We start from the raw sequence: 22,365 nt of genomic DNA, 5'->3' as shown, positions 1-22,365 counted from the left end.
GGCTCCATTATTAAATATTAATTTAGGAGAACTTATGATTAATAAATATTTTAATCAAACCCCCACCGCTTATATCAATGGTCAATATTTACCCGTAGATAATTCACTTCCCACTTTTCAGAGTATTAATCCCGCAAATAACCAAGTATTAACAACTATTCAACAAACCACCATTTCACAAATCAATGAAGCAGTAAAAGCCGCACAAAAAGGGCAAAAAATTTGGGCTACAATGACTGCCGTAGAACGTAGTCGAATTTTGTTAAAAGCAGTAGAAATTTTACGTAATCGAAATGATGAACTAGCAATACTTGAAACCTTAGATACAGGGAAAGCAATTTCTGAAACAAAATATGTTGATATTGTTACTGGAGCTGATGTGATTGAATATTATGCTGGCTTAGCGACAGCCATTGAAGGCAGACAAATTCCCCTTAGAGAAACCAGTTTTGTTTATACTCGCCAAGAACCGTTAGGAGTTGTAGCTGGTATCGGTGCTTGGAATTATCCTATACAAATTGCGATGTGGAAAGCAGCCCCTGCTCTTGCGGCTGGTAATGCTATGATTTTTAAACCATCAGAGGTTACGCCACTATCTGCTTTAAAATTAGCGGAAATATTTACTGAGGCAGGATTACCAGATGGTGTTTTCAATGTGGTTCAAGGAAATCATGAAGTAGGTAGTGCTTTAACAAATCACCCTGAAATAGCTAAAATCTCTTTTACTGGAAGTGTACCAACAGGTAAAAAAGTAATGAGTGCTGCAGCAAGCTCTTCTTTAAAAGATGTTACGATGGAACTTGGCGGTAAATCACCATTAATCATTTGTGAAGATACCGATATTGAACTTGCAACAGATATTGCAATGATGGCGAATTTTTATAGCACAGGACAAGTCTGCACCAATGGAACAAGAGTATTCGTAGCAAATTCTATAAAAGAAGCCTTTGAAAATAAAATCATAGAAAAAGTAAAACGAATTAACATTGGTGATCCAATGAATGAAAATACTAATATGGGGCCATTAGCAAGTTTTCCACATATGGAAAAAGTCTTACATTACATTGAATTAGGTAAACAATCTAAAGCTCGTTTACTCTGTGGTGGAAAAAAAACAACCGATACTAAATTATCAAAAGGCGCATTTGTTTATCCTACCGTATTCACAGATTGTACTGATGATATGGAAATAGTAAGAGAAGAAATCTTTGGACCAGTGATGTCAATCTTAGGCTATGACACAGAAGAAGAAGTGATTCAACGTGCAAATAATACAGAATATGGATTAGCGGCTGGCATAGTAACTAAAGATCTAATAAAAGCACATCGTATTATTGCACAAATAGAATCAGGAATTTGTTGGATTAATACTTGGGGAGAATCAGCGGCTCAAATGCCTGTTGGTGGTTACAAGCAATCAGGTATAGGGCGAGAAAATGGCATACAAACATTACTTCATTATACACAAACTAAATCAATTCAAGTCGAATTGGGAAAATTTGAATCAGTATTCTAATAACTATACACGAATAAAATAAAGAATAACAAGGAAACTAATTATGACAGAAAAAAAAGAATTTGATTATATTATTGTCGGCGCTGGCTCAGCAGGAAATGTGCTTGCTACTCGTTTAACCGAAAATCCTAATACAAAAGTTTTATTATTAGAAGCTGGACATCCTGATTATCGTTTTGATTTCAGAACTCAAATGCCAGCTGCATTGGCTATGCCATTACAAGGAAGAATGTATAACTGGGGTTATAAAACCGATCCTGAACCACATATGAATAATCGTATAATGGATTGTGGTCGTGGTAAAGGCTTAGGAGGCTCATCATTAATTAATGGTATGTGCTATATTCGTGGTAATGCTTTAGATTTTGATGATTGGGCAAAAATAAAAGGACTTGAAAATTGGTCTTATCTAGATTGCCTTCCTTATTTCAAAAAGGCTGAAAATAGAGATGCTGGCGAAAATGACTATCACGGCGTTGGTGGCCCAGTTGAAATGACTACAGCTAAACCAAATCAAAATCCATTATATGAAGCAATGATCGAAGCAGGCGTGCAAGCAGGTTATCCAAGAACAGATGATTTAAATGGCTATCAACAAGAAGGCTTTGGTCCAATGGATCGCTTCGTAACACCAAAAGGTCGCAGAGCCTCTACTGCTCGTGGTTATCTTGATCTCGCCAAACCTCGTGAAAATTTAACTATTTTGACGCACGCATTAACTGATGTGATCTTATTTGAAGGAAAAAGAGCCGTTGGTGTAAAAGTGTTACACAAAGGAACAATTAAAACTTTCCACGTGACACAAGAAGTTATCGTCTCATCTGGTGCTATTGCTTCACCGCAATTATTACAACGTTCAGGAATAGGGCCTGGAGAATGGCTTAAAGAATTAGGTATAAATGAAATACTTGATTTACCAGGTGTAGGTAATAATTTACAAGATCATTTAGAGCTTTATATGCAATATGAATGTACTCAACCTGTTTCTATTGCTCCTGCAAATAAATGGTGGAATAAACCACCTATTGGTGCAGAATGGCTATTCTTAGGAACAGGATTAGGTGCAACTAATCATTTTGAAGGCGGTGGTTTTATTCGTACTCACGAAGAATTTACACATCCAAATATCCAATATCACTTTTTGCCATTAGCAGTTCGTTACGATGGAACCAATGCAAGTGATTCACATAGTTTCCAAGCTCATGTAGGTTCATTACGTTCACCTAGCCGTGGGCGTGTTAAATTAAAATCTATTGATCCAACAGTTCACCCAAGTATTTTATTTAATTATATGTCTCATGAACAAGACTGGAGAGAATTTAGGGAAGCTATGCGTATTACCAGAGAGATTATGCATCAACCAGCACTTGATCCCTTCCGAGGTAAAGCATTATCCCCTTCAGAAGATGTCGTTACCGATGAGCAATTAGATGACTATGTACGTAACCATGCAGAAACCGCCTACCACCCATCTTGTACTTGTGCGATGGGTGAAGATAATAATTCAGTGGTAAATGGTGAAGGACTTGTGCATGGTATTGAGGGCTTGCGAGTCGTTGACGCCTCTATTATGCCAAATATTATTAGTGGTAACTTAAACGCAACGACTGTAATGATGGCAGAAAAAATTGCCGATAAAATAAAAGGCATTCAATTACCTCGATCAACAGCGGACTATTTTGTTGCCAATGGTGCACCATTACGTAAAGCACCACTTAGAAAATATCAACCTAAAAAATAACCGCACTTTTTAACTTTTGATAAGGTTTTACTTCGCTACTTGGTAAATTAAAACCTTATTAAAAATAATATTAACTTAATACAGAGATTTATTATGAATAATTCTTTTTCAGATAATGAAACAACACAAGTACTAAGATTAAACAAAACTGTTTTTCTTGGTTCTGCGATTATTTCAATTATATTAATAGTTTGGACAATTCTATTTCCAGATTATAGCCAAGCATTACTTAGTTCAGGAATGACTTGGGTGTCCGATAATTTTGGTTGGTATTATATGCTAGCTGTTGCGGCTTATAGTATCTTTGCTATTTTTGTTGGTGTATCAAGCTATGGTAATATCAAGCTAGGTCAAGACCAAGAGAAAGCGCAATTTCCATTTCTCGCTTGGGCGGCAATGCTATTCTCCGCTGGTATTGGTATTGATTTACTTTTCTTTGGTGCATCAGAACCCTTAATGCATTATTTAACGCCACACGCAGGCATTGAACCAGCAAGTGCAGAAGCAATGCGAGCAGCAATACCACAAGCATTTCTCCACTGGGGATTGCACGGTTGGGGAATTTATGCCCTAATCGGTATGGCATTAGCTTACTTTGCTTATAGAAAAAATATGCCATTAGCACTTCGTAGTGCATTAACACCTATTTTTGGTGAAAAATTGGTGAAAGGTTGGCTAGGCGATAGTGTGGATACCTTTGGTGTTGTCTGTACATTAATGGGAATATCCACCAGTTTAGGAATTGGTGTATTACAAGCAAATGCAGGTTTAACACACGTTTTTGGTATTGAATCCAGTAAATTAGTACAAAGTATTATTATCATCACTGTTGTAATAGCGGCAGCTTTATCCGCGATGACAGGCGTTGAAAAAGGCGTTCGCCGACTATCTGAATTTAATATGTTTACCGCAATTTTACTGCTTATTGCTGTTTTAGTAATGGGTAATACTGTTCACTTATTTAATGCTTTTACTCAAAATATTGGTGATTATTTCCAATCAATTTTAGTAAAAACATTTGATGTCTATGCTTATGAAGGCAAATCTGGTGCAGAATGGAAATCTTGGTGGACAGTTTTCTTCTGGGCGTGGTGGGTAGCTTGGGCTCCATTCGTAGGCTTATTTATTGCAAGAATTAGTCGTGGCCGTACCTTAAGAGAATTTGTATTTGGTGTAATGTTTATCCCACTTGGATTCATCTTTGCTTGGTTCTCAATCTTTGGAAATTCAGCGATTGATCTCGTTGCTGGTGGTGCAAAAGAGCTTGGTGAAACCGCAATTAATAATGCTGCAATGGGTATGTTTGCCTTATTTGAATACTACCCTTATAGTAATATTTTATCTTTCTCTGGTGTCATTATCGGTTTAATATTCTTTATTACTTCCGCTGACTCTGGTGCATTAGTATTATCTAATTTAAGCTCTCGTGGATTAGAAAATGATGCGGACGCACCAATTTGGTTAAGATTATTTTGGGCATCTGCAACAGGAGCAATCACACTAGGATTACTATTTGCTGGTGGTTTTAGCTCATTACAATCAGTGTCTGTTATCGCTGGATTACCATTTTCAATCATTTTAATCTTATATATGATATCCATTTGGAAGTCGCTCAAACAAGAGGGTAATAAACGTAAAGCCAATGCAACCGATACTGCCAATGTGATTAATAGTGGTAAAAATTGGAAAGCGAGATTACAACGTATCGTCAACTTCCCAAATAAAAATCAAGTAGAAGTGTTTATGCAATCTGTTGTATTAACCGCAATGCAAGAAGTATCAAAAGAGCTACAAACAGGTGGACTGCAAACAAGATTAGTTGAAAACGCTGAACATCAAGGATTTAAAGGATTAAGCCTAAAAGTAGGTCATGGCGATGAAACTGATTTTGTTTACGAAGTTTATCTAGTTAAGGCTGAACGTCCAAGTTTTACCTTAAATACGCAAACTACTCATGCAGAATACTATTACAGAGCAGAGGTCTTCCTTGATGAAGGATCGCAAGAATACGACTTAGTCGGTTATACCAAAGAACAAGTATTAGTCGATATTCTGAATCAATATGAACGTCATATGCAATATTTACATCTTGAACGTTAATAAAATCATCTAAAAAATAATAGCGAACCTTATTTACGAGGTTCGCTTTTTTTATGATTTTTATCCATCTATCCTATGACGCAATCGTTTTCTTAAAATAAAAATTCAAGTATAATTCGCACTCTTTTTACTAAATTAGGGTATCTTATGAATAATAACTTATTGTACAACGTAGAAGATAAACCACCTTTAGGCTTAACGCTTCTACTTGCAGCACAACATTTACTTGCCGCATTAGGCGGTATAATTGCCGTTCCATTAGTCATTGGAAATGTTCTAAAGCTTCCGACAACCGATACCATTATCCTTGTTAATGCCGCATTATTAGTCTCTGGAATTGTAACAATCATACAATGTCGAGGGCTAGGACCAATAGGCATTCGCCTACCAAGTGTAATGGGAACTAGCTTTACTTTTGTGGCAGCCGCATTAGCTATTGGGTTTAGTGAATCAGGTGTTGCTGGTATATTAGGTGCATCATTAATTGGTTCTATCGTTATGATTATCGGTAGCTTTTTTATGCCATATATTCGTAAACTTTTTCCACCAGTTGTAACGGGAACAGTCGTTATGATGATAGGATTAAGCCTCATTCCTGTTGCAGTTGACTGGTTTGCTGGTGGACAACCCACTGATGCGAATTATGCTACACCTGAAAATCTGACAATGGCAACTTTTGTATTAATCATTGTTGTCGCTCTTGTACAATGGGGAAAAGGCATTTTTTCTGCCGCGGCTATCGTAATTGGAATGATGACTGGCTATATCATCGCTTTACTATTAGGCTGGGTTAATTTTGACGGAGTAAAAACCGCACAAGTATTTGCATTACCACAACCATTACATTTTGGTTTAGCTTTTCCAATTTCAGGAATTATCGGTATGTCAATCGCATATCTCGTCACTATTGTAGAATCTAATGGTAATTTCCTTGCACTCGGTAATGCAACACAAACAGAAATTACAGGTAAACATCTACGTGGTGGAGTGCTTTGTGATGGACTAGGATCGGCATTGGCTGCGATAATGTCAACAACACCTTTTTCTTCTTTTTCACAAAATATTGGTGTGATTTCACTAACTGGTGTCGCAAGTCGCTATGTTGTTGCATTTACTGGCGGATTATTAGTACTAGCGGGTTTATTTCCTGTATTTGGTGCATTAATTGTTTCCATTCCATTACCTGTACTTGGTGGTGCAGGATTAATGATGTTCGCAATGATTATTGCTGCAGGTATCCAAATGCTCGATAAAGTAGAACATTCTAAACGTAATGGATTAATTATTGCCATTTCTATTGGTTGTGGACTAGCGGTTACTACTCGCCCAGAACTGTTAGATAAACTACCGCACTTTTTTAAAGAAGTATTTGGTTCTGGAATAACCGTAGGCTCAATACTTGCTCTTATTCTTAATTTAGTGTTACCTGAAGAATCAATAAAGAGTAAAAAATAAAGAATAGGTATATATAAAAAGTAGCGTTAAACGCTACTTTTTTTATTTTGACAAATATATTAATGTCTAAATTTTTTCAATAATAATGATTTTAGTTGACGTAATAGCTGTTGATTGACTTGTAATTTATACTGAGGATTATCACATTGACCAAAAAAATGAACCGGTAGTCTTAACGAGGTATATTCTGAGTATTTATTTCGATTTAATGCAAATTCCAGATTAATATCACATTCAGAATTTAATAATGTGGCACGTCCTTGACCTGTTGCAATAAGGTCATCCATAGTTAATGATATTTCAGAAAATAAAAACTGCTTATCTCTATAATGACCATTTAAATAAAGGTTAGTAAAATAAGTATTAATATTCTTGTTATTAAGTGAATCTTCATCATAATTAATAGGTACATATTGTCTAATAATAGAGAGCAAATTCAATCCATAAATAGTCCCCTTTTCAGCTGCTAAGAGATAATTACTATCTAAAATAGTACCATCTTTGATATTGATATTAGCTTTTGCTTTTAATTTACCAGAAGATATCATCGGTAATTGCAACGATTTAAGTAAATCAGAGGATTCCATTGATAAAAAAACATTTAGAGTAAGTAGTTGATTTATTTCATTTTCTTGAAATACATTGATTTTTACATAATTATTTTTATCATTAATAGTCAAATAATAATTTTGTTCATTATTTTGGGGTAGCCGAAAAAATACCGTTGTATCCACAAAATGCCCTTCATTCACCCACAAATCACCTACTAATAACTTATAGTTTAAATCATCTTGTCGATAAATTATCCCTTGATTTATTTTTATAATATTTTTCTTTGATAGATTATCAGATGAAATACTCAGACTTGCCTGATTAAAATTAATTGTTTTATCAAGATTAATATGACTAGAGAAATGAATCATTTTCTTTGAATTGTTACGAAAACTGATATCTAAATTAAAATAATTTTGTTTTAAAGTGCGGTCAAAAATTTGATTTTTTTTAAATTTATCAATCAACACCATTAATTCATCTAATTTCAAATCGGTTTCTGACAGATTAATATTTAATCCATTAATATTATAAAATGAATTAATTCCATTAGAAAAAGAAATATATTTAAAAGCTAATTCAGCAAATAGTAGTGAAGGTATTGATAAATCAAATCTGGCATAATGAAAAAAAATCCTATCTTTTTCATAAATAAATTGAGGTTGCTGAATAATAACCGTAGGTAAGGGAAATAAATTGATCTCTATTTTAGAAAAAGCGATCTCGTTCTCAACCAATGATTTAGTAAGCTGAGTACGTATTTTATCTATTTGTAAATAACTGAAAGAAAAGAATGCCACCACTAGAATAAAAAAGATAATGGCAAATTTTCTCATAAGGTTATTTATCCTTATCAATTCGGCTTGCTACCGCACTTTGTTGATTTTTATATTTCGCATTCTGGCGGGCATTATAAGGACGAACCGCATCTCGACTTAAAATCTCGAAACTCAACGCCCCTATTACCATATTCGGTCGTAATGCTAAAGGTAGTTTACCTGAATTAAAAAACTCTAAAACAATCTTGCCTTCCCAACCAGGATCAATACGATGAGCCGTAACATGCACCATTAAACCTAATCTAGCCAGTGAAGAACGCCCATCTAACCAACCAATTATATTAGCAGGTAATTTCACCTCTTCTAACGTTGTCGCCAATGCTAATTCTCCAGGATGTAGAAAAAAGGCTTCATCATCTTTAATTAAGATCTCATCACTCATTACGGCTTCTAGTTGAGCAGAAACTTCCTCTTTAGGTCCACTGAGATCTATATAAGGAGCAGTATGTTCTTTGAATACGCGAAAAGAATTACCTAATCTCACATCAACAGTTGCGCCATTAATTTGGTTATTATCTGGTCTAGGATCTAACGAAATCAATCCTTCATCTAAATAACGTTCAATGTCTAAATCACATAATCTCATCTTTATCCCTAATTTTTCCCTAATAAATGCATAATCTGTGCTTTTAACATATTGATCGCAATTCTATTTTTTCCACCTCTTGGAACGATAATATCTGCATAGCGTTTTGATGGCTCAATAAATTGAAAAAACATCGGTCGAACGGTTTTATTGTACTGTTCTACAACGGACTCCAAAGAACGTCCACGTTCTTCCATATCTCGTTTTAAACGACGAATAAAACAAGTATCTAAAGGCGTATCAACAAACACCGAGATATTAGACTCCCTTCTCACCTTCTCATCAGTCAAAAGTAAAATTCCCTCTAAAATAATTACTTTTTTAGGGCTAAAATGTGTAACTTCACTTGTCCTTGTATGCTCAACATAGCTATATACAGGAATATCAACCGAGATACCTTGTTTTAATTTTTGTAAATGTTCAATTAATAAATCACGATCGATCGAATTAGGATGATCATAATTTGTCTTAATACGCTCTTCAAAAGCCAAATGACTCTGATCTTTATAATAACTATCTTCCGCTATAATACCAATATCCTTACAACCCAATTCATTACAGAGTTCACGATGAATAGTTGAGGCAATAAGACTTTTTCCCGATGCCGAAGCACCTGTAATTGTGATAATGATACAAGATTGATCAGACATACAATCCCCTAAAAAAATAAATAATACCAAATTATAAAGAAAAAATAATTTTTTGGCACTAAATTCAGACGAATAAAATAAAAAAGATCCAATTAAAACTGGATCTTTTGCTAATTAAAATTAAATTACTTTTATCATTGCTAAAGTGCGGTTAATTTTTAGTAAATTTCCACTCACCATTCACTGCTGTACCAACAACTTTAAAATCATGAGTAAATGCAGTTAAGTTAGCAATTTTACCAACTTCAATAGAGCCTAAATGATCATCAACTTTGATTGCTCTTGCTGGATAGATTGTACACATACGTAATGTTTCATCTAATGGTATGCCTACATGTTTTACTGCATTTTCAATAGATTCGATCATCGTAATTGATGATCCGCCTAAAGAACCATTTTCATCATAGCATTTACCATTACGAACTTGAACAACCTTACCTACGAATACAAAAGAATCAATATCTGCACCAGCAGCAGCGGTTGCATCCGTTACAATACAAAGTTTATCCCCTTTAATTTTCTTATCAATTTTTACATTTTCATAATCAATATGCATACCATCAATAATGATACCAGTATAAATATCACTACTTAATACTGCACCGACAACGCCCATATCTCGACCAGAACTAATAGGTGACATTGCATTATGTAAATGTGTAGCAAAACTTGCTCCGTCTTCAATTGCTTTTTTAGCTACATCATAAGTTGCATCTGAATGACCGATTGATACGATGATTCCTTGCTCAACAAAATCCTTAATATATCTTGCTGTTGGATTTTCAGCAGCTAAAGTAATTTTAGTAATCACATCGGCATTATCACAAAGAAATGCTTTCATTTCAGGGGTTATTTCTCGAATATATTCTTCTCGATGTACCCCTTTCTTTTTAACACTTAAATATGGACCTTCTAAATGCAAACCTAATGCTTGATTTTTATATTTACCTAAATAATCACGCATTACTTGAACCGCAGTTTTCATTCCCTCATCAGGTGAGGTAATAAAAGTAGGTAAATAACTTGTTGTACCTGATTTCAAGTTAGTCTCTTGCATAATTTCCAAAGTTTTAACGGTAATATCGCTGTTAAACATTACACCGCCACAACCATTTAACTGTACATCAATAAAACCAGCCGTTAAATTAGCTCCTTTTAAATCAATTTTCTCAATAGTTGAGTCTAATTCTTCTTCTAATAAAATGCTCTCAATTAGATCACCATTCACAACAATAGCATACCCATATAAAACATCTTTTTCTGTATAAATAACAGAATTTGTTAATGCATATTTCATTATCTCTCTCCTATAATACGCTATGAATCGCTCTAGCTTCTAACTCAGTAAAATATTTCACAGTTTTCACTTTTAACTCTTGTGTTGCTGGTTCATCACACACCACAACGGCATGAGGATGCATTTGTAACGCACTGACTGTCCATAAATGGTTAACACTTCCTTCTACACAAGCTTGTAATGCCAATGCTTTGTTATAACCAGTAACCAAGATCATTACCTCTTCTGCATCTAATAATGTACCCACGCCAATAGTTAATGAATATTTAGGTACTTTATTTACATCATTATCAAAGAAACGAGAGTTAGCAATTAATGTATCCTCAGTTAAGGTTTTAATTCGAGTACGAGAAGATAATGATGAAGCGGGTTCGTTAAACGCAATATGTCCATCAACACCAACGCCTCCCATAAATAAATTTATTTTTCCATAAGATTTAATTTTTTCTTCATAGCGACGGCATTCAGCATCATGATCATCGGTATTTCCGTTTAAAATATTAATATTTTCTTTTGGAATATCAATATGATTGAAAAAATTATTGTGCATAAATGAATGGTAACTTTCTGGGTGCTCTTTTGGTAAACCAACATATTCATCCATATTAAATGTGACAACATGTTTAAAGCTTACTTCCCCTGCTTCATATAACTTTATTAATTCTTTATATGTTTCCAATGGCGTACCACCAGTAGGCAATCCTAATACGAATGGACGATCTGCTGTCGGAGAAAACGCATTAATATGATCAACAATGTGACGAGAAGCCCATTTACTTACTTGAGTAGATGTTTTTAATGGAATTAGACGCATAATAACCACCTTTAGAGTTTTTTTTATATTTCAAAACAAATATTGAAGTTTTATTTCATTTACAACATTATAGGTCAACTAATTTCCAAAATCTAATGAAAAATATGACTTATTTCAAAATAGTGATATTTATCACAAATCCGATTTAAATTAAATTTACAAAAATTCTTAATAAGAATATAGTATTCTCGTCTTTATATCTAACTAATTTTAGTTACTCATTAGCTACAAGAAGGTTAAAATAAAGAACGTTATAATCGAAAAGTTTTATACTGAAAGGAGTTAAATAATGAATATTCTCGGTTATTTACAAAAAATAGGTCGAGCATTAATGGTACCTGTTGCAGCATTACCAGCAGCTGCTGTATTAATGGGAATCGGCTACTGGTTAGATCCAGATGGATGGGGTGGAAACAGTCAATTAGCTGCTCTTCTCATTAAATCTGGAGCTGCCATCATTGATAATATGGCAATACTTTTTGCTGTAGGTGTTGCATTTGGTATGTCAAAAGATAAACATGGATCTGCGGCACTTTCTGGTTTAGTGGGTTACCTTGTTGTAACCACACTTCTTTCCCCTGGTGCTGTTGCACAATTAGAAGGAATAGCAGCAGATCAAGTTCCAGCAGCTTTTGGAAAAATCAATAACCAATTTATTGGTATCCTCGTAGGTGTCATTTCTGCCGAGCTATACAACCGTTTCTATCAAGTAGAATTACCAAAAGCACTCGCTTTCTTTAGTGGAAAACGTCTAGTACCTATTGTAGTGTCAGTTGTAATGATCTTAGTTTCATTTGTTTTACTTTATATTTGGCCTGCAATTTTCAATGCGTTAGTTAGCTTTGGTGAAAGTATCAAAGATTTAGGTGCAACAGGAGCTGGTATCTACGCATTTTTCAACCGCCTACTTATTCCTGTCGGATTACACCACGCACTAAACTCAGTATTCTGGTTTGATGTTGCTGGTATTAACGATATACCGAACTTCTTGGGTGGTGCAAAATCACTTGCTGAAGGCAAAGCCGTTGTAGGCATTACAGGTATGTATCAAGCTGGTTTCTTCCCTATTATGATGTTTGGTTTACCTGCAGCTGGTTTGGCTATTTATCATAGTGCAAAACCAGCTAAAAAAGCACAAGTAGCCTCTATTATGTTTGCAGCTGCACTTGCATCATTCTTTACGGGTATAACTGAACCTCTTGAATTTGCCTTTATGTTTGTCGCTCCAGTACTCTATGTCATTCACGCTTTATTAACTGGTATATCTGTATTTATCGCCGCATCAATGCAATGGATTGCTGGATTTGGGTTCAGCGCAGGTCTTGTGGATATGGTATTATCTTCTAGAAATCCACTTGCAATCCAATGGTATATGCTATTAGTTCAAGGCGTTGTATTTGGTGTTATCTATTATCTTGTGTTCAGAGCAGTAATTAAAGCATTTAATCTCAAAACACCAGGACGTGAAGACGATCAAGTTGAATCTCAAGTAGAGACACAAAATGTCTCTCGTGAAGAAAGAGCAAAAGGTTTCGTAGACGCATTAGGCGGAAAAGATAATCTTGTCGCCATTGACGCTTGTATTACAAGACTTCGTTTAACTTTAGCGGATAGATCTAAAATTGATGAAGCAAAATTAAAAGCATTAGGTTCAAAAGGTAACGTAAAACTAGGTGAAAATAACTTACAAGTTATTTTAGGGCCAGAGGCTGAGCTTATTGCAGATACAATGAAACAATTATAATTCTTTTATTGAATAGCTAAAGCCACTGATAGTATCAGTGGCTTTTTTATATCTTAAATTAACTTAACCAACCCATTTGATTAGCGATAAACAATAAAGCAAACCCACTTAAATAAACAAGCCCTATAAAAGATAACCATAATAATGGACCTTTCACTTTATGTTTTCCTTTCAATACTAATGAAAGATTAAGTGCTGCAAAAATTGGTGTAGAAACAAAAGAAGCAATCATCGCAAATTTTAACATTGGACCAACCGCACTTTTAAAATAAAAAACAATGGCTAATCCAGCACAAGATGCGGCTAATATAGCTAAATTAAGTGTTTTTGGACTACTTTCTTTCTTATTCATTAATAATCTTAGACTTTCAACATTAATACGAGAGTAACCATCTAAAGCAGTAATTGTTGTACCAAACATACACATAAATGCAATAAAAGTAATTAATCCTTTTGCCCATTCTCCAATAGTCGAAGAATACATATTAATTAATTGTCCAATATATTTTACTCCCGCCATTTCCACTGCTGTACCTGAACCAAATTGGACTAATGCCCCCAAAGCAAGAAAAACAAGAGCAAGAAGACCAGTACCAATATATCCTACATTAAAATCAAAAATACCATCTTCATAGGTTACCTTTTTTAATCTATTTTTTGCTACTGACCACATAGAAGTAATCGCAGAAAATTCAATAGGTGCAGGCATCCAGCCCATTAATGCAACAATAAAGCCTAACCCAGCAAGATTCCAAGGAGAAGGGGAAATAAACCCATCCGTTACCGCACCTGAAACCCCATTACGAGTAAAAGCAATCACAACCGCTATAACAGTCGTGATCGTTAAAGTAATCATTATAATCTTAGATAATCCATCTAAAAGGCGATATTTACCCATTAATAAAATCAAAGCACTTAGTGAAATAACAATAAAACTTAAAATTGAAATAGGGACGCTAGACGGTAACACAAAACTTAAAATAGCCGCACATACTAAGCCTACCGCAGCAATATTAATAATAGTCGCAAAGACACTAAGTACAAAGAAAACCCAAAGATAAATTTGTCCTTTTTGCTTATAGCCATCTAATAAAGAATTACCAGAATCTAATGTATATTGAACGCCAAAACGAAAGAAAGGATATTTAAATAAATTAGCTAAAATCACAATAATAGCAAGTTGCCAACCATAAATAGCGCCAGCTTGAGTGGAAGCAATTAAGTGTGAACCACCAACTGCAGCTGAAGCCATTAATATTCCAGGACCTAATGCAGCATATTTTGATTTCCAAGTTGATTTAATAATGTTGTTGCTATTTTCTTCCGCCATAATAACCTCTTAATGAATGAATTAATAAAATACTAATCTTTAAAATAGACTAGTAATTTACCAAAATTTTATATAAAAAAGAAACATTATTTTAGAATAATAATCTAACAACAGTATTAAAATACCAAAAATCAAAAAACAAAAAACTAATAAAATGAATAATAAAAAATAAAAAACCAATTAGTCCAAAATAAGCTAGCAGATAAATCTATTAACAATAGAAATAAAAGAATTTAATATTTTTTAACAAAAAATTAATAATTTAAAAATAATAAATAAAAAAGATCAAAAAATCAGAAAGGTAAAAATAAATATAGAAAAAATACGAAAGAAATATGGCTGGGGTACTAGGATTCGAACCTAGGTATGCTGAGATCAAAACCCAGTGCCTTACCGCTTGGCGATACCCCAATTAAAGAAATTTAAAGGAATTATCAAGAATATATTGATAGTATGGCTGGGGTACTAGGATTCGAACCTAGGTATGCTGAGATCAAAACCCAGTGCCTTACCGCTTGGCGATACCCCACCTACTAATGACTGCAAGCTAATGAATGGTGCGGGAAGAGGGACTTGAACCCACACACCTCGCGGCGCCAGAACCTAAATCTGGTGCGTCTACCAATTTCGCCATTCCCGCATGTAAATGGTGGCTATGACGGGATTCGAACCTGTGACCCCAACATTATGAGTGTTGTGCTCTAACCAGCTGAGCTACATAGCCATTACACGCATTCACCTCATCGGCTTTGCGGGGCTAATTATGCTAATATCTTCCCTAATCGTCAACCCTTTTTTTTAATTTTTTTTAATTTCTGAATTGTTCGCATAGAGATTGTACAAATAAACTCAATATAATAATCACTTATAATGATTTTACATAACTAATAACCTTATCATCTTGCGACATAATCAAAAGTTATCTATTATGCAAAACAATTTCAATAAAATAGGAAAATCCATGTCAGAAAAAACATTTATTTTAGGTAAGGATGCAGCTTTAGAAGAAAGTATCCAAAAATTTCAACAAAAATTGACCGCACTTAATTTCAATATTGAAGAAGTATCTTGGCTAAATCCAGTACCAAATGTCTGGTCTGTTCATATTAGAGATAAAGATTGCCCGCTTTGTTTTTCAAATGGAAAAGGTGCAACAAAAAAAGCAGCGCTTGCCTCAGCTCTTGGCGAATATTTTGAACGTCTTTCTACCAACTACTTTTTTGCAGATTTTTATCTTGGAAAAAATATAGCGAATGATGATTTCGTACATTATCCAAATGAAAAATGGTTTTCAATTACTGATGAAAATACCTTGCCTGAAGGTCTATTAAATGAAGAATTACTTAATTATTACGATCCAAATCAAGAATTAACCCCAGATCTATTAATTGATTTACAATCTGGCAATGATGAACGAGGCATTGTCGCTATGCCTTATGTTCAACAATCAACCCAAGAAACCGTTTATATTCCTCAAAGTATTATTGCTAATCTCTATGTATCTAATGGTATGTCAGCAGGAAATAGTAAATACGAAGCAAGAGTACAAGGATTATCCGAAATATTTGAACGCTATGTAAAAAATAAAATTATAGCTGAGGCAATTAGCTTACCGCTTATTCCAGAAGAGGTATTATCTCGTTATCCATCTATTCAAGCCTCTATTCAAAAATTAGAAGAAGAAGGCTTTCCTATTCTTGCTTATGATGCCTCATTAGGTGGTCAATACCCAGTAATTTGCGTTATCTTAATTAACCCGAGTAATGGCACTTGTTTCGCTTCTTTTGGTGCGCACCCAAATTTCCAAGTTGCCCTAGAAAGAACTGTAACAGAATTACTACAAGGGCGTAACTTAAAAGATTTAGATGTCTTTACCGCACCTTCATTTAACAACGAAGATGTAGCCGATCTCGCCAATCTCGAAACCCATTTCATAGATTCAAGTGGATTAATCTCTTGGGATCTTTTCAAACAAGAAACTGACTTTGAATTTACTGATTGGAATTTTTCCGCCCCTTCTACACAACAAGAATATGAAAACCTAATGGCGATATTCCAAACAGAACAAAAAGAAGTCTATATAATGGATTATCAACATCTTGATGTCTATGCTTGCCGAGTAATTGTACCAAGTATGTCAGAAATTTATCCTGTTGATGATTTAATTTATGCCAATAACAATATGGGAATGGATTGGCGGGAAATTATTTTAGACTTACCACATTTCCACCACGACAAAGAAACTTATCAAGAATTATTAGATGAACTTGATGCACAGAATATTGATGATCTTACTCGTGTTCGAGAATTTATTGGCATAGTTGCACCACGTCAGTCTGGTTGGTCAACCTTACGTATTGGTGAATTAAAATCAATGTTATATTTAGCGATTAATGATCTAGAAAATGCTTTAGAATGGGCAAACTGGACATTAAATATCAATACTTCCGTGTTTACAGAAACAAGAAAAAATTATTACCGTTGCTTAATTAATAGCATTACATTGTTTGCTGATAAACAAAGATCACCGCAAGAGTATTTAATGATTTTTGAAAAAATGTATGGTAAAGAAACAACCAACCAAGTATGGCAAATATTACAAGGTGCAAATCCGTTCTATGATTTACAGGCTGATGATGAATATTTAATACATTTTAAAGAACATCAACAGCTACTCAATGCCTATGAAAAGCTACAAAAAGCGAAAAGGGAAAATTGGCAATAATCTCAAAATAAAACTTAAATCAGCCTAAATAAATAAACCACATTAAATACATAATGTGGTTTATTTTTATACTAAAATAAAGATTCTAATAATATAACGTTTATTCTTCCGCTTTTGCTTGAGTAGCTTCAGAATAAATATGGCTTACCGCACAATGATGTCCAGCAGCCCCTTTCCCATAGAAATAATAGCGGGATTCTTTCCACTCAACAATAGGATAAGCGTTAAATATTTCCTCTGTTGCTTTAGCTTGAGTTATTTCAGACCTAATATGCTGTACTCTAGAAAACGTACCTAATTTACCCTCAAAGTTATAATTGCGTTCAAACGCAACCGGTTTATCTTCTTTAAAGGTATCAGATATCAACGTCTCCTCTGACACATCAGAGTTCGCAACATTAGTTAGTGTAGATAAATCTTCTTGTTTCTCGCTAACTCGCTCTAAATTATCTTTCAATTTTTTCTCTAAAGATTCATTAGCAGGTTGCACAATAAAATTATCTAACAATTTTGATTCATCATTATCAACAACAATTTCCGAAGCTGGAGTAAGAATAACAATATCTTCTTTTTCCTTACGTAACTCGTTATCTTGTTGCTCCAATAACTCATCTACTGATAAAAAGCCAACATTCTTAGTTGCAACAATCTGAGGATCAATACACACTTTACCACTAGCCAACTCTGGAGAAGCCACAGCGGCAAACAATGGCATAGGCGATTTAATCTCATTAGAATGAGTGGTATTATTACGACGGCGACGTTGATTATTAATACGTAAATGGCGAGGTAAACGGCGTTGATTACGTCCAGAATATTCCTTACGTTTCTCATCGACATTCACATCATCATTCGTATCGGCAACAACATCATCAACAATCGTTTCATCTGATGTAATCAACGGCTCAGGCAATACGGCTGTATTCTCTGTTAGTTTAGATTCAACTACATTATTCTCAAGAATAACATCACCAGTATCGACAACATCAGAATCCTCTAATACATTTTCAGCAACAGTTTCTACATCATTAATTCTTACTTTTTTGCGTAAATCACGACGTTGACGACGTTGCTGAATTGGTTTTTCTACTGCCTCTTCAACAATAGTTTCAACAATTTCATTTGAAACAGCATTCTCTTTTGGCAAGACAGTATTAGCCAACGTATTCTTTTTATTGCGTTTGTTATTTCTATCGCTATTACGATTTACTTTATTATCAGTTTTATCATTACGCTCATCGTTTTTCTTCTCGGCATTCTCATTTAAATGACGGCGATTATTACGATTTTCTTGACCACGACGTTGACGATTACCATTTCTACTATGTTTATGGCTTTTCTTCTCTTTCTCTTTAACTGGTTCAGGAGATGAGAATAACGCTTTTATTTTTGCAATAATACAAGATAATAAAGATTGTTTTTTCGGTTTCTCAACAGGCATTGGTGCAGGCGTATCAATCGCTAATGAAACAGCTGCATTTTCCAACATAGTTTCACTTGTAACAGCAGCCACTTCGACATTACGAGAAACTAACGACTCCTCAGGAACAAAAATATCATCTTGTTCGTGAAGTTTTGCCAAATTATAGCTTAACTCGGTAACTTCTTCGCCGTCACGCACACGGAACACACCAAAATGAGGGGTTTCCATTGCTTCACTTGGTGCAACAACAATATCAACAGAATGGCGTTTTTCTATACTATAAATAGCCTTACGCTTTTCATTCAACAAATAAGAGGCTATTTCAACAGGCACAACCGTATGTACTTGTTTAGTATTCTCTTTTAATGCTTCCTCTTCAAGTAAACGTAAAATAGACAGAGATAAAGACTCATTATCACGAATTTTTCCAGTGCCTTGACAACGAGGACAAATATGATGAGATGATTCTCCAAGTGATGGGCTTAAACGCTGACGAGACATTTCCAATAAACCAAAACGAGAAATACGACTAATCTGAATTCTCGCACGATCTTGTCTAACCGCATCACGCATACGATTTTCAACTTCACGTTGATGACGAACTGGCGTCATATCAATAAAGTCAATAACTACTAATCCACCTAAATCACGTAAACGTAATTGACGAGCTATTTCATCGGCAGCTTCAAGATTAGTATTTAATGCAGTTTCTTCAATATCGCCACCACGAGTAGAACGAGCAGAGTTAATATCAATTGCAATTAACGCTTCAGTTACATCAATAACAATCGATCCACCAGACGGCAAACGTACTTCACGTTGAAAAGCGGACTCAATCTGAGATTCGATTTGGTAATGGCTAAATAAAGGAATCTCCCCTTGATAAAGCTTAACACGATTAATAAAATCTGGACGTACTAGTTTAATGTGAGCTTTTGCTTTCTCATAAATTTTAGGGCTATCAATCAAGATCTCACCAATATCTCGGCGTAAATAATCACGAATAGCACGAACAATCACATCACTTTCTTGATGAATTAAAAATGGTGCTGGACGATTTTTAGACGCTTGTTTAATTGCTTCCCAATGGCGTAACAATACTTGTAAATCCCATTGCAATTCTTCTGGCGATTTACCCACGCCAGCAGTTCGCACAATTAAACCCACTCCATCTGGCACATCTAAAGAACTTAAAGCTTCTTTTAACTCTAAACGGTCATCACCTTCTATACGACGAGAAATACCGCCAGCACGAGGATTATTTGGCATAATCACCAAATAACTGCCCGCTAAAGAAATAAAGGTAGTTAACGCTGCACCTTTATTACCACGTTCTTCTTTATTGACTTGAACGATAACTTCTTGCCCTTCGCTTAAAATATCACGAATATTTGGGCGGCCTTGATAAACATATCCCTCAGGAAAATATTCTCGCGCAATCTCCTTTAAAGGTAAAAAGCCGTGACGATCTGCACCATAATCAACAAATGCAGCTTCAAGGCTTGGCTCAACACGAGTAATTCGTCCTTTATAGATATTTGATTTCTTTTGCTCATGACCTGGACTTTCTATATCCAAATCAAATAATCGTTGCCCATCAACTAAAGCAACGCGCAACTCTTCTTTTTGAGTCGCATTAATTAACATTCTTTTCATTAAAATTCTCTTATTTTCATTATTAAAACGAGCATAAAAATAACCGCACTTCTGCTTCGTAATTGACCTCGTGTCTGTCACAGTATGTCAATCTCTCGACTGTCAACTGCTGGGTGCTTTAATTACGTTACCAAAAAATAGTGTTTTTATTTCATCATTTTGGTACAAACAAAATTTATCGTTCTACTCATAATTTTGTAAGCATACAGTTATTCTTATTTTAAAAATTATTGAATTATTAATGTCTTATGCCATTCGCTGCATTAATAAATAAATCAATAATAACCAAATTATTTTAGGTAACTTTTTAACCTAAAAATACGCCTTATTATCCCTTGATAAAAGAATTTTGGCAAGGTAATTCAATTTTTTTATGTTATGATAGAACAACAATATTGTCATATAAATTAATAAACTAAATATGGGCGAAACAAATCAACAAAAAGTCATTAATCAAAGTGTGACATTCGTTACTATCAATTCTGATGAAGCAGAACAACGCATTGATAACTTTCTTATTAATAAACTCAAAGGTGTACCTAAAAGTTTAATTTATCGCATTATCAGAAAAGGCGAAGTGCGAGTTAATAAAGGAAGAATAAAACCTGAATATAAATTACAAGCTAAAGATATTATCCGTATTCCACCAGTAAGAATATCTGAAAAAATCCAAGCACCAATTTCAAATAAACTCAATAAAGTAGCAGAATTAGAAAAACAAATTATCTTTGAAGATGATGTATTGTTAGTCTTGAATAAACCATCTGGCATTGCGGTACATGGTGGAAGTGGTTTAAATTTTGGAGTAATTGAAGCATTAAGAGCATTAAGACCAGAGGCACGTTTTTTAGAATTAGTTCACAGGCTAGACCGTGATACATCTGGAATCCTACTTATCGCTAAAAAACGCTCAGCATTAAGAAACCTACACCAACAACTACGAGACAAAACTATTCAAAAGGATTATCTCGCCTTAGTTCGTGGTCAATGGCAATCCCATTGTAAAGTGATTAAAGCACCATTATTAAAAAATGAGTTATCAAGTGGCGAACGTATTGTACGAGTAAATGAACAAGGAAAACCCTCTGAAACACGTTTTTCAATCGAAGAACGTTATCAAAATAGTACATTAATTAAAGCCTCTCCAGTAACAGGTCGCACTCATCAAATTCGCGTACATACCCAATATGCAGGTCACCCCATCGCATTAGATGATAAATATGGCGATAAAGAATTTGATCAACAAATGGAAACGTTCGGTTTAAATCGTCTATTTTTACACTCTTATTCGATTCGATTCTCACATCCTAGAACAGAAGATAAACTATGCTTAACAGCACAATTAGATGATAAAATGAAAAATATACTCAAACAACTCAGAGATAATTTTTAATGAAAAAATCAATATTATTAACAAGTTATTTTTTATTTGCTAGTTTATTCTCTACAACACAAAGTATAGCTCTCGAAAATAGTGTTTCAGCAAATCAAATTACTGGAGAATGGAAGTGTCTTATTGTTTATGATACAAAATTAAATCTAAAAACACTTGATAAATTAGAATTTGATAAAAATGGTACAAGCTTTGGTATTGGCTATATTTTTATAAATAATGAGTTTGTTTATGAAACCTCCCATACTGGTAACTGGACAATAAATAACGATATACTATCCGAAACAGGAAGCTATACGATGATATCAATGCACCCTGATTTTATAATACAGCGATTAAAAGCAGATAAAAATTATGCGGAAAAAGAACGTCAACTAAAACAACATTTACTAGATGGATTAAATTCAAATCAAGGAATAAATTTCAAAATTAACCAAATAGAAAAAAATCAATTTACCTTTGATCAATTAATTGGAGATAAGAAATATGCGGGATCCTGTAAAAGATTAAAAACAAGTAATTAAAACAAACATAAAAAAACAGC

Annotated in this window: 15 protein-coding genes and 4 tRNA genes; 8 read left to right on the top strand and 11 right to left on the bottom strand. The window is 34.3% G+C overall.

The window, feature by feature from the left end:
• Positions 1-34 precede the first annotated feature (34 nt).
• From betB to EV697_RS01230, 4 genes are all read left to right on the top strand, one after another.
• Positions 35-1,516 carry a betaine-aldehyde dehydrogenase gene (gene betB, locus EV697_RS01245; protein ID WP_132021740.1) on the top strand — a complete coding sequence of 494 codons (1,482 nt, stop codon included), beginning with the start codon at positions 35-37 and terminating at the stop codon, positions 1,514-1,516.
• Between the two features lie 43 nt (positions 1,517-1,559).
• Positions 1,560-3,257, top strand: coding sequence for a choline dehydrogenase (gene betA / locus EV697_RS01240; RefSeq protein WP_132021738.1), 1,698 nt, complete (start codon positions 1,560-1,562; stop codon positions 3,255-3,257).
• A gap of 93 nt (positions 3,258-3,350) precedes the next feature.
• Positions 3,351-5,357, top strand: coding sequence for a choline BCCT transporter BetT (betT, locus tag EV697_RS01235; RefSeq protein WP_132021736.1), 2,007 nt, complete (start codon positions 3,351-3,353; stop codon positions 5,355-5,357).
• Positions 5,358-5,504: 147 nt separating this feature from the next.
• Positions 5,505-6,812, top strand: coding sequence for a nucleobase:cation symporter-2 family protein (locus tag EV697_RS01230; RefSeq protein WP_132021734.1), 1,308 nt, complete (start codon positions 5,505-5,507; stop codon positions 6,810-6,812).
• Positions 6,813-6,871: 59 nt separating this feature from the next.
• On the opposite strand, the gene EV697_RS01225 is transcribed toward EV697_RS01230, so the two are convergent.
• The 5 genes from EV697_RS01225 to nagB all read right to left on the bottom strand — a co-directional run bounded on the left by EV697_RS01225 (position 6,872) and on the right by nagB (position 11,550).
• Positions 6,872-8,200, bottom strand: coding sequence for a hypothetical protein (locus tag EV697_RS01225; protein ID WP_132021732.1), 1,329 nt, complete (start codon positions 8,198-8,200; stop codon positions 6,872-6,874).
• 4 nt (positions 8,201-8,204) lie between these two features.
• A complete protein-coding gene (dcd, locus tag EV697_RS01220) occupies positions 8,205-8,789 on the bottom strand; it encodes a dCTP deaminase (protein ID WP_132021730.1) in 585 nt (194 codons plus the stop codon).
• Positions 8,790-8,797: 8 nt separating this feature from the next.
• The gene (gene udk, locus EV697_RS01215; protein WP_132021728.1) at positions 8,798-9,439 is read right to left on the bottom strand and encodes a uridine kinase; all 642 of its coding nucleotides are present in this window, start codon (positions 9,437-9,439) and stop codon (positions 8,798-8,800) included.
• A gap of 151 nt (positions 9,440-9,590) precedes the next feature.
• Positions 9,591-10,736, bottom strand: a complete 1,146-nt coding sequence (gene nagA / locus EV697_RS01210) for an N-acetylglucosamine-6-phosphate deacetylase (protein ID WP_132021726.1) — start codon at positions 10,734-10,736, stop codon at positions 9,591-9,593.
• A gap of 10 nt (positions 10,737-10,746) precedes the next feature.
• Positions 10,747-11,550 carry a glucosamine-6-phosphate deaminase gene (gene nagB / locus EV697_RS01205; protein ID WP_132021724.1) on the bottom strand — a complete coding sequence of 268 codons (804 nt, stop codon included), beginning with the start codon at positions 11,548-11,550 and terminating at the stop codon, positions 10,747-10,749.
• A 289-nt stretch (positions 11,551-11,839) separates the two neighbouring features.
• Here nagB and nagE point away from each other — a divergent pair, with 289 nt between their 5' ends.
• Positions 11,840-13,294: an N-acetylglucosamine-specific PTS transporter subunit IIBC gene (gene nagE / locus EV697_RS01200; RefSeq protein WP_132021722.1), complete on the top strand. Its 1,455-nt coding sequence runs from the start codon at positions 11,840-11,842 to the stop codon at positions 13,292-13,294.
• Between the two features lie 58 nt (positions 13,295-13,352).
• Here the strand turns inward: nagE and EV697_RS01195 are convergent, their stop codons facing one another.
• The 5 genes from EV697_RS01195 to EV697_RS01175 all read right to left on the bottom strand — a co-directional run bounded on the left by EV697_RS01195 (position 13,353) and on the right by EV697_RS01175 (position 15,348).
• The gene (locus EV697_RS01195) at positions 13,353-14,624 is read right to left on the bottom strand and encodes an NRAMP family divalent metal transporter (protein ID WP_132021720.1); all 1,272 of its coding nucleotides are present in this window, start codon (positions 14,622-14,624) and stop codon (positions 13,353-13,355) included.
• A 336-nt stretch (positions 14,625-14,960) separates the two neighbouring features.
• A tRNA-Gln gene (locus EV697_RS01190) sits at positions 14,961-15,035 on the bottom strand.
• Positions 15,036-15,078: 43 nt separating this feature from the next.
• Positions 15,079-15,153, bottom strand: a tRNA-Gln gene (locus EV697_RS01185).
• A gap of 26 nt (positions 15,154-15,179) precedes the next feature.
• Positions 15,180-15,264: transfer RNA gene (locus EV697_RS01180), tRNA-Leu, on the bottom strand.
• Positions 15,265-15,271: 7 nt separating this feature from the next.
• Positions 15,272-15,348, bottom strand: a tRNA-Met gene (locus EV697_RS01175).
• A 237-nt stretch (positions 15,349-15,585) separates the two neighbouring features.
• Here EV697_RS01175 and ycaO point away from each other — a divergent pair.
• Positions 15,586-17,349, top strand: a complete 1,764-nt coding sequence (gene ycaO / locus EV697_RS01170; RefSeq protein WP_132021718.1) for a 30S ribosomal protein S12 methylthiotransferase accessory factor YcaO — start codon at positions 15,586-15,588, stop codon at positions 17,347-17,349.
• Positions 17,350-17,449: 100 nt separating this feature from the next.
• Here ycaO and rne read toward each other — a convergent pair whose 3' ends face one another.
• A complete protein-coding gene (rne, locus tag EV697_RS01165; protein ID WP_132021716.1) occupies positions 17,450-20,428 on the bottom strand; it encodes a ribonuclease E in 2,979 nt (992 codons plus the stop codon).
• 421 nt (positions 20,429-20,849) lie between these two features.
• Here rne and rluC point away from each other — a divergent pair, with 421 nt between their 5' ends.
• Positions 20,850-21,821: a 23S rRNA pseudouridine(955/2504/2580) synthase RluC gene (rluC, locus tag EV697_RS01160; RefSeq protein WP_132021714.1), complete on the top strand. Its 972-nt coding sequence runs from the start codon at positions 20,850-20,852 to the stop codon at positions 21,819-21,821.
• Complete coding sequence (locus tag EV697_RS01155) at positions 21,821-22,345, top strand: hypothetical protein (protein WP_132021712.1); 525 nt, start codon at positions 21,821-21,823, stop codon at positions 22,343-22,345. The genes rluC and EV697_RS01155 overlap by 1 nt, the downstream gene beginning before the upstream one ends.
• Positions 22,346-22,365 lie beyond the last annotated feature (20 nt).

The organism is Bisgaardia hudsonensis, assembly GCF_004345785.1.
Classification (GTDB): domain Bacteria; phylum Pseudomonadota; class Gammaproteobacteria; order Enterobacterales; family Pasteurellaceae; genus Bisgaardia; species Bisgaardia hudsonensis.
This window is presented reverse-complemented; position numbering and strand designations above follow the sequence as displayed.

What these genes read in the sequence shown, in the direction of transcription:
- EV697_RS01195 (WP_132021720.1), bottom strand. Translation starts at nt 14,624, where the DNA reads ATGGCGGAAGAAAATAGCAACAACATTATTAAATCAACTTGGAAATCA.
- EV697_RS01225 (WP_132021732.1), bottom strand. Translation starts at nt 8,200, where the DNA reads ATGAGAAAATTTGCCATTATCTTTTTTATTCTAGTGGTGGCATTCTTT.
- betB (WP_132021740.1), top strand. Translation starts at nt 35, where the DNA reads ATGATTAATAAATATTTTAATCAAACCCCCACCGCTTATATCAATGGT.
- nagB (WP_132021724.1), bottom strand. Translation starts at nt 11,550, where the DNA reads ATGCGTCTAATTCCATTAAAAACATCTACTCAAGTAAGTAAATGGGCT.
- nagE (WP_132021722.1), top strand. Translation starts at nt 11,840, where the DNA reads ATGAATATTCTCGGTTATTTACAAAAAATAGGTCGAGCATTAATGGTA.
- dcd (WP_132021730.1), bottom strand. Translation starts at nt 8,789, where the DNA reads ATGAGATTATGTGATTTAGACATTGAACGTTATTTAGATGAAGGATTG.
- betA (WP_132021738.1), top strand. Translation starts at nt 1,560, where the DNA reads ATGACAGAAAAAAAAGAATTTGATTATATTATTGTCGGCGCTGGCTCA.
- rluC (WP_132021714.1), top strand. Translation starts at nt 20,850, where the DNA reads ATGGGCGAAACAAATCAACAAAAAGTCATTAATCAAAGTGTGACATTC.
- rne (WP_132021716.1), bottom strand. Translation starts at nt 20,428, where the DNA reads ATGAAAAGAATGTTAATTAATGCGACTCAAAAAGAAGAGTTGCGCGTT.
- EV697_RS01230 (WP_132021734.1), top strand. Translation starts at nt 5,505, where the DNA reads ATGAATAATAACTTATTGTACAACGTAGAAGATAAACCACCTTTAGGC.
- udk (WP_132021728.1), bottom strand. Translation starts at nt 9,439, where the DNA reads ATGTCTGATCAATCTTGTATCATTATCACAATTACAGGTGCTTCGGCA.
- betT (WP_132021736.1), top strand. Translation starts at nt 3,351, where the DNA reads ATGAATAATTCTTTTTCAGATAATGAAACAACACAAGTACTAAGATTA.
- EV697_RS01155 (WP_132021712.1), top strand. Translation starts at nt 21,821, where the DNA reads ATGAAAAAATCAATATTATTAACAAGTTATTTTTTATTTGCTAGTTTA.
- nagA (WP_132021726.1), bottom strand. Translation starts at nt 10,736, where the DNA reads ATGAAATATGCATTAACAAATTCTGTTATTTATACAGAAAAAGATGTT.
- ycaO (WP_132021718.1), top strand. Translation starts at nt 15,586, where the DNA reads ATGTCAGAAAAAACATTTATTTTAGGTAAGGATGCAGCTTTAGAAGAA.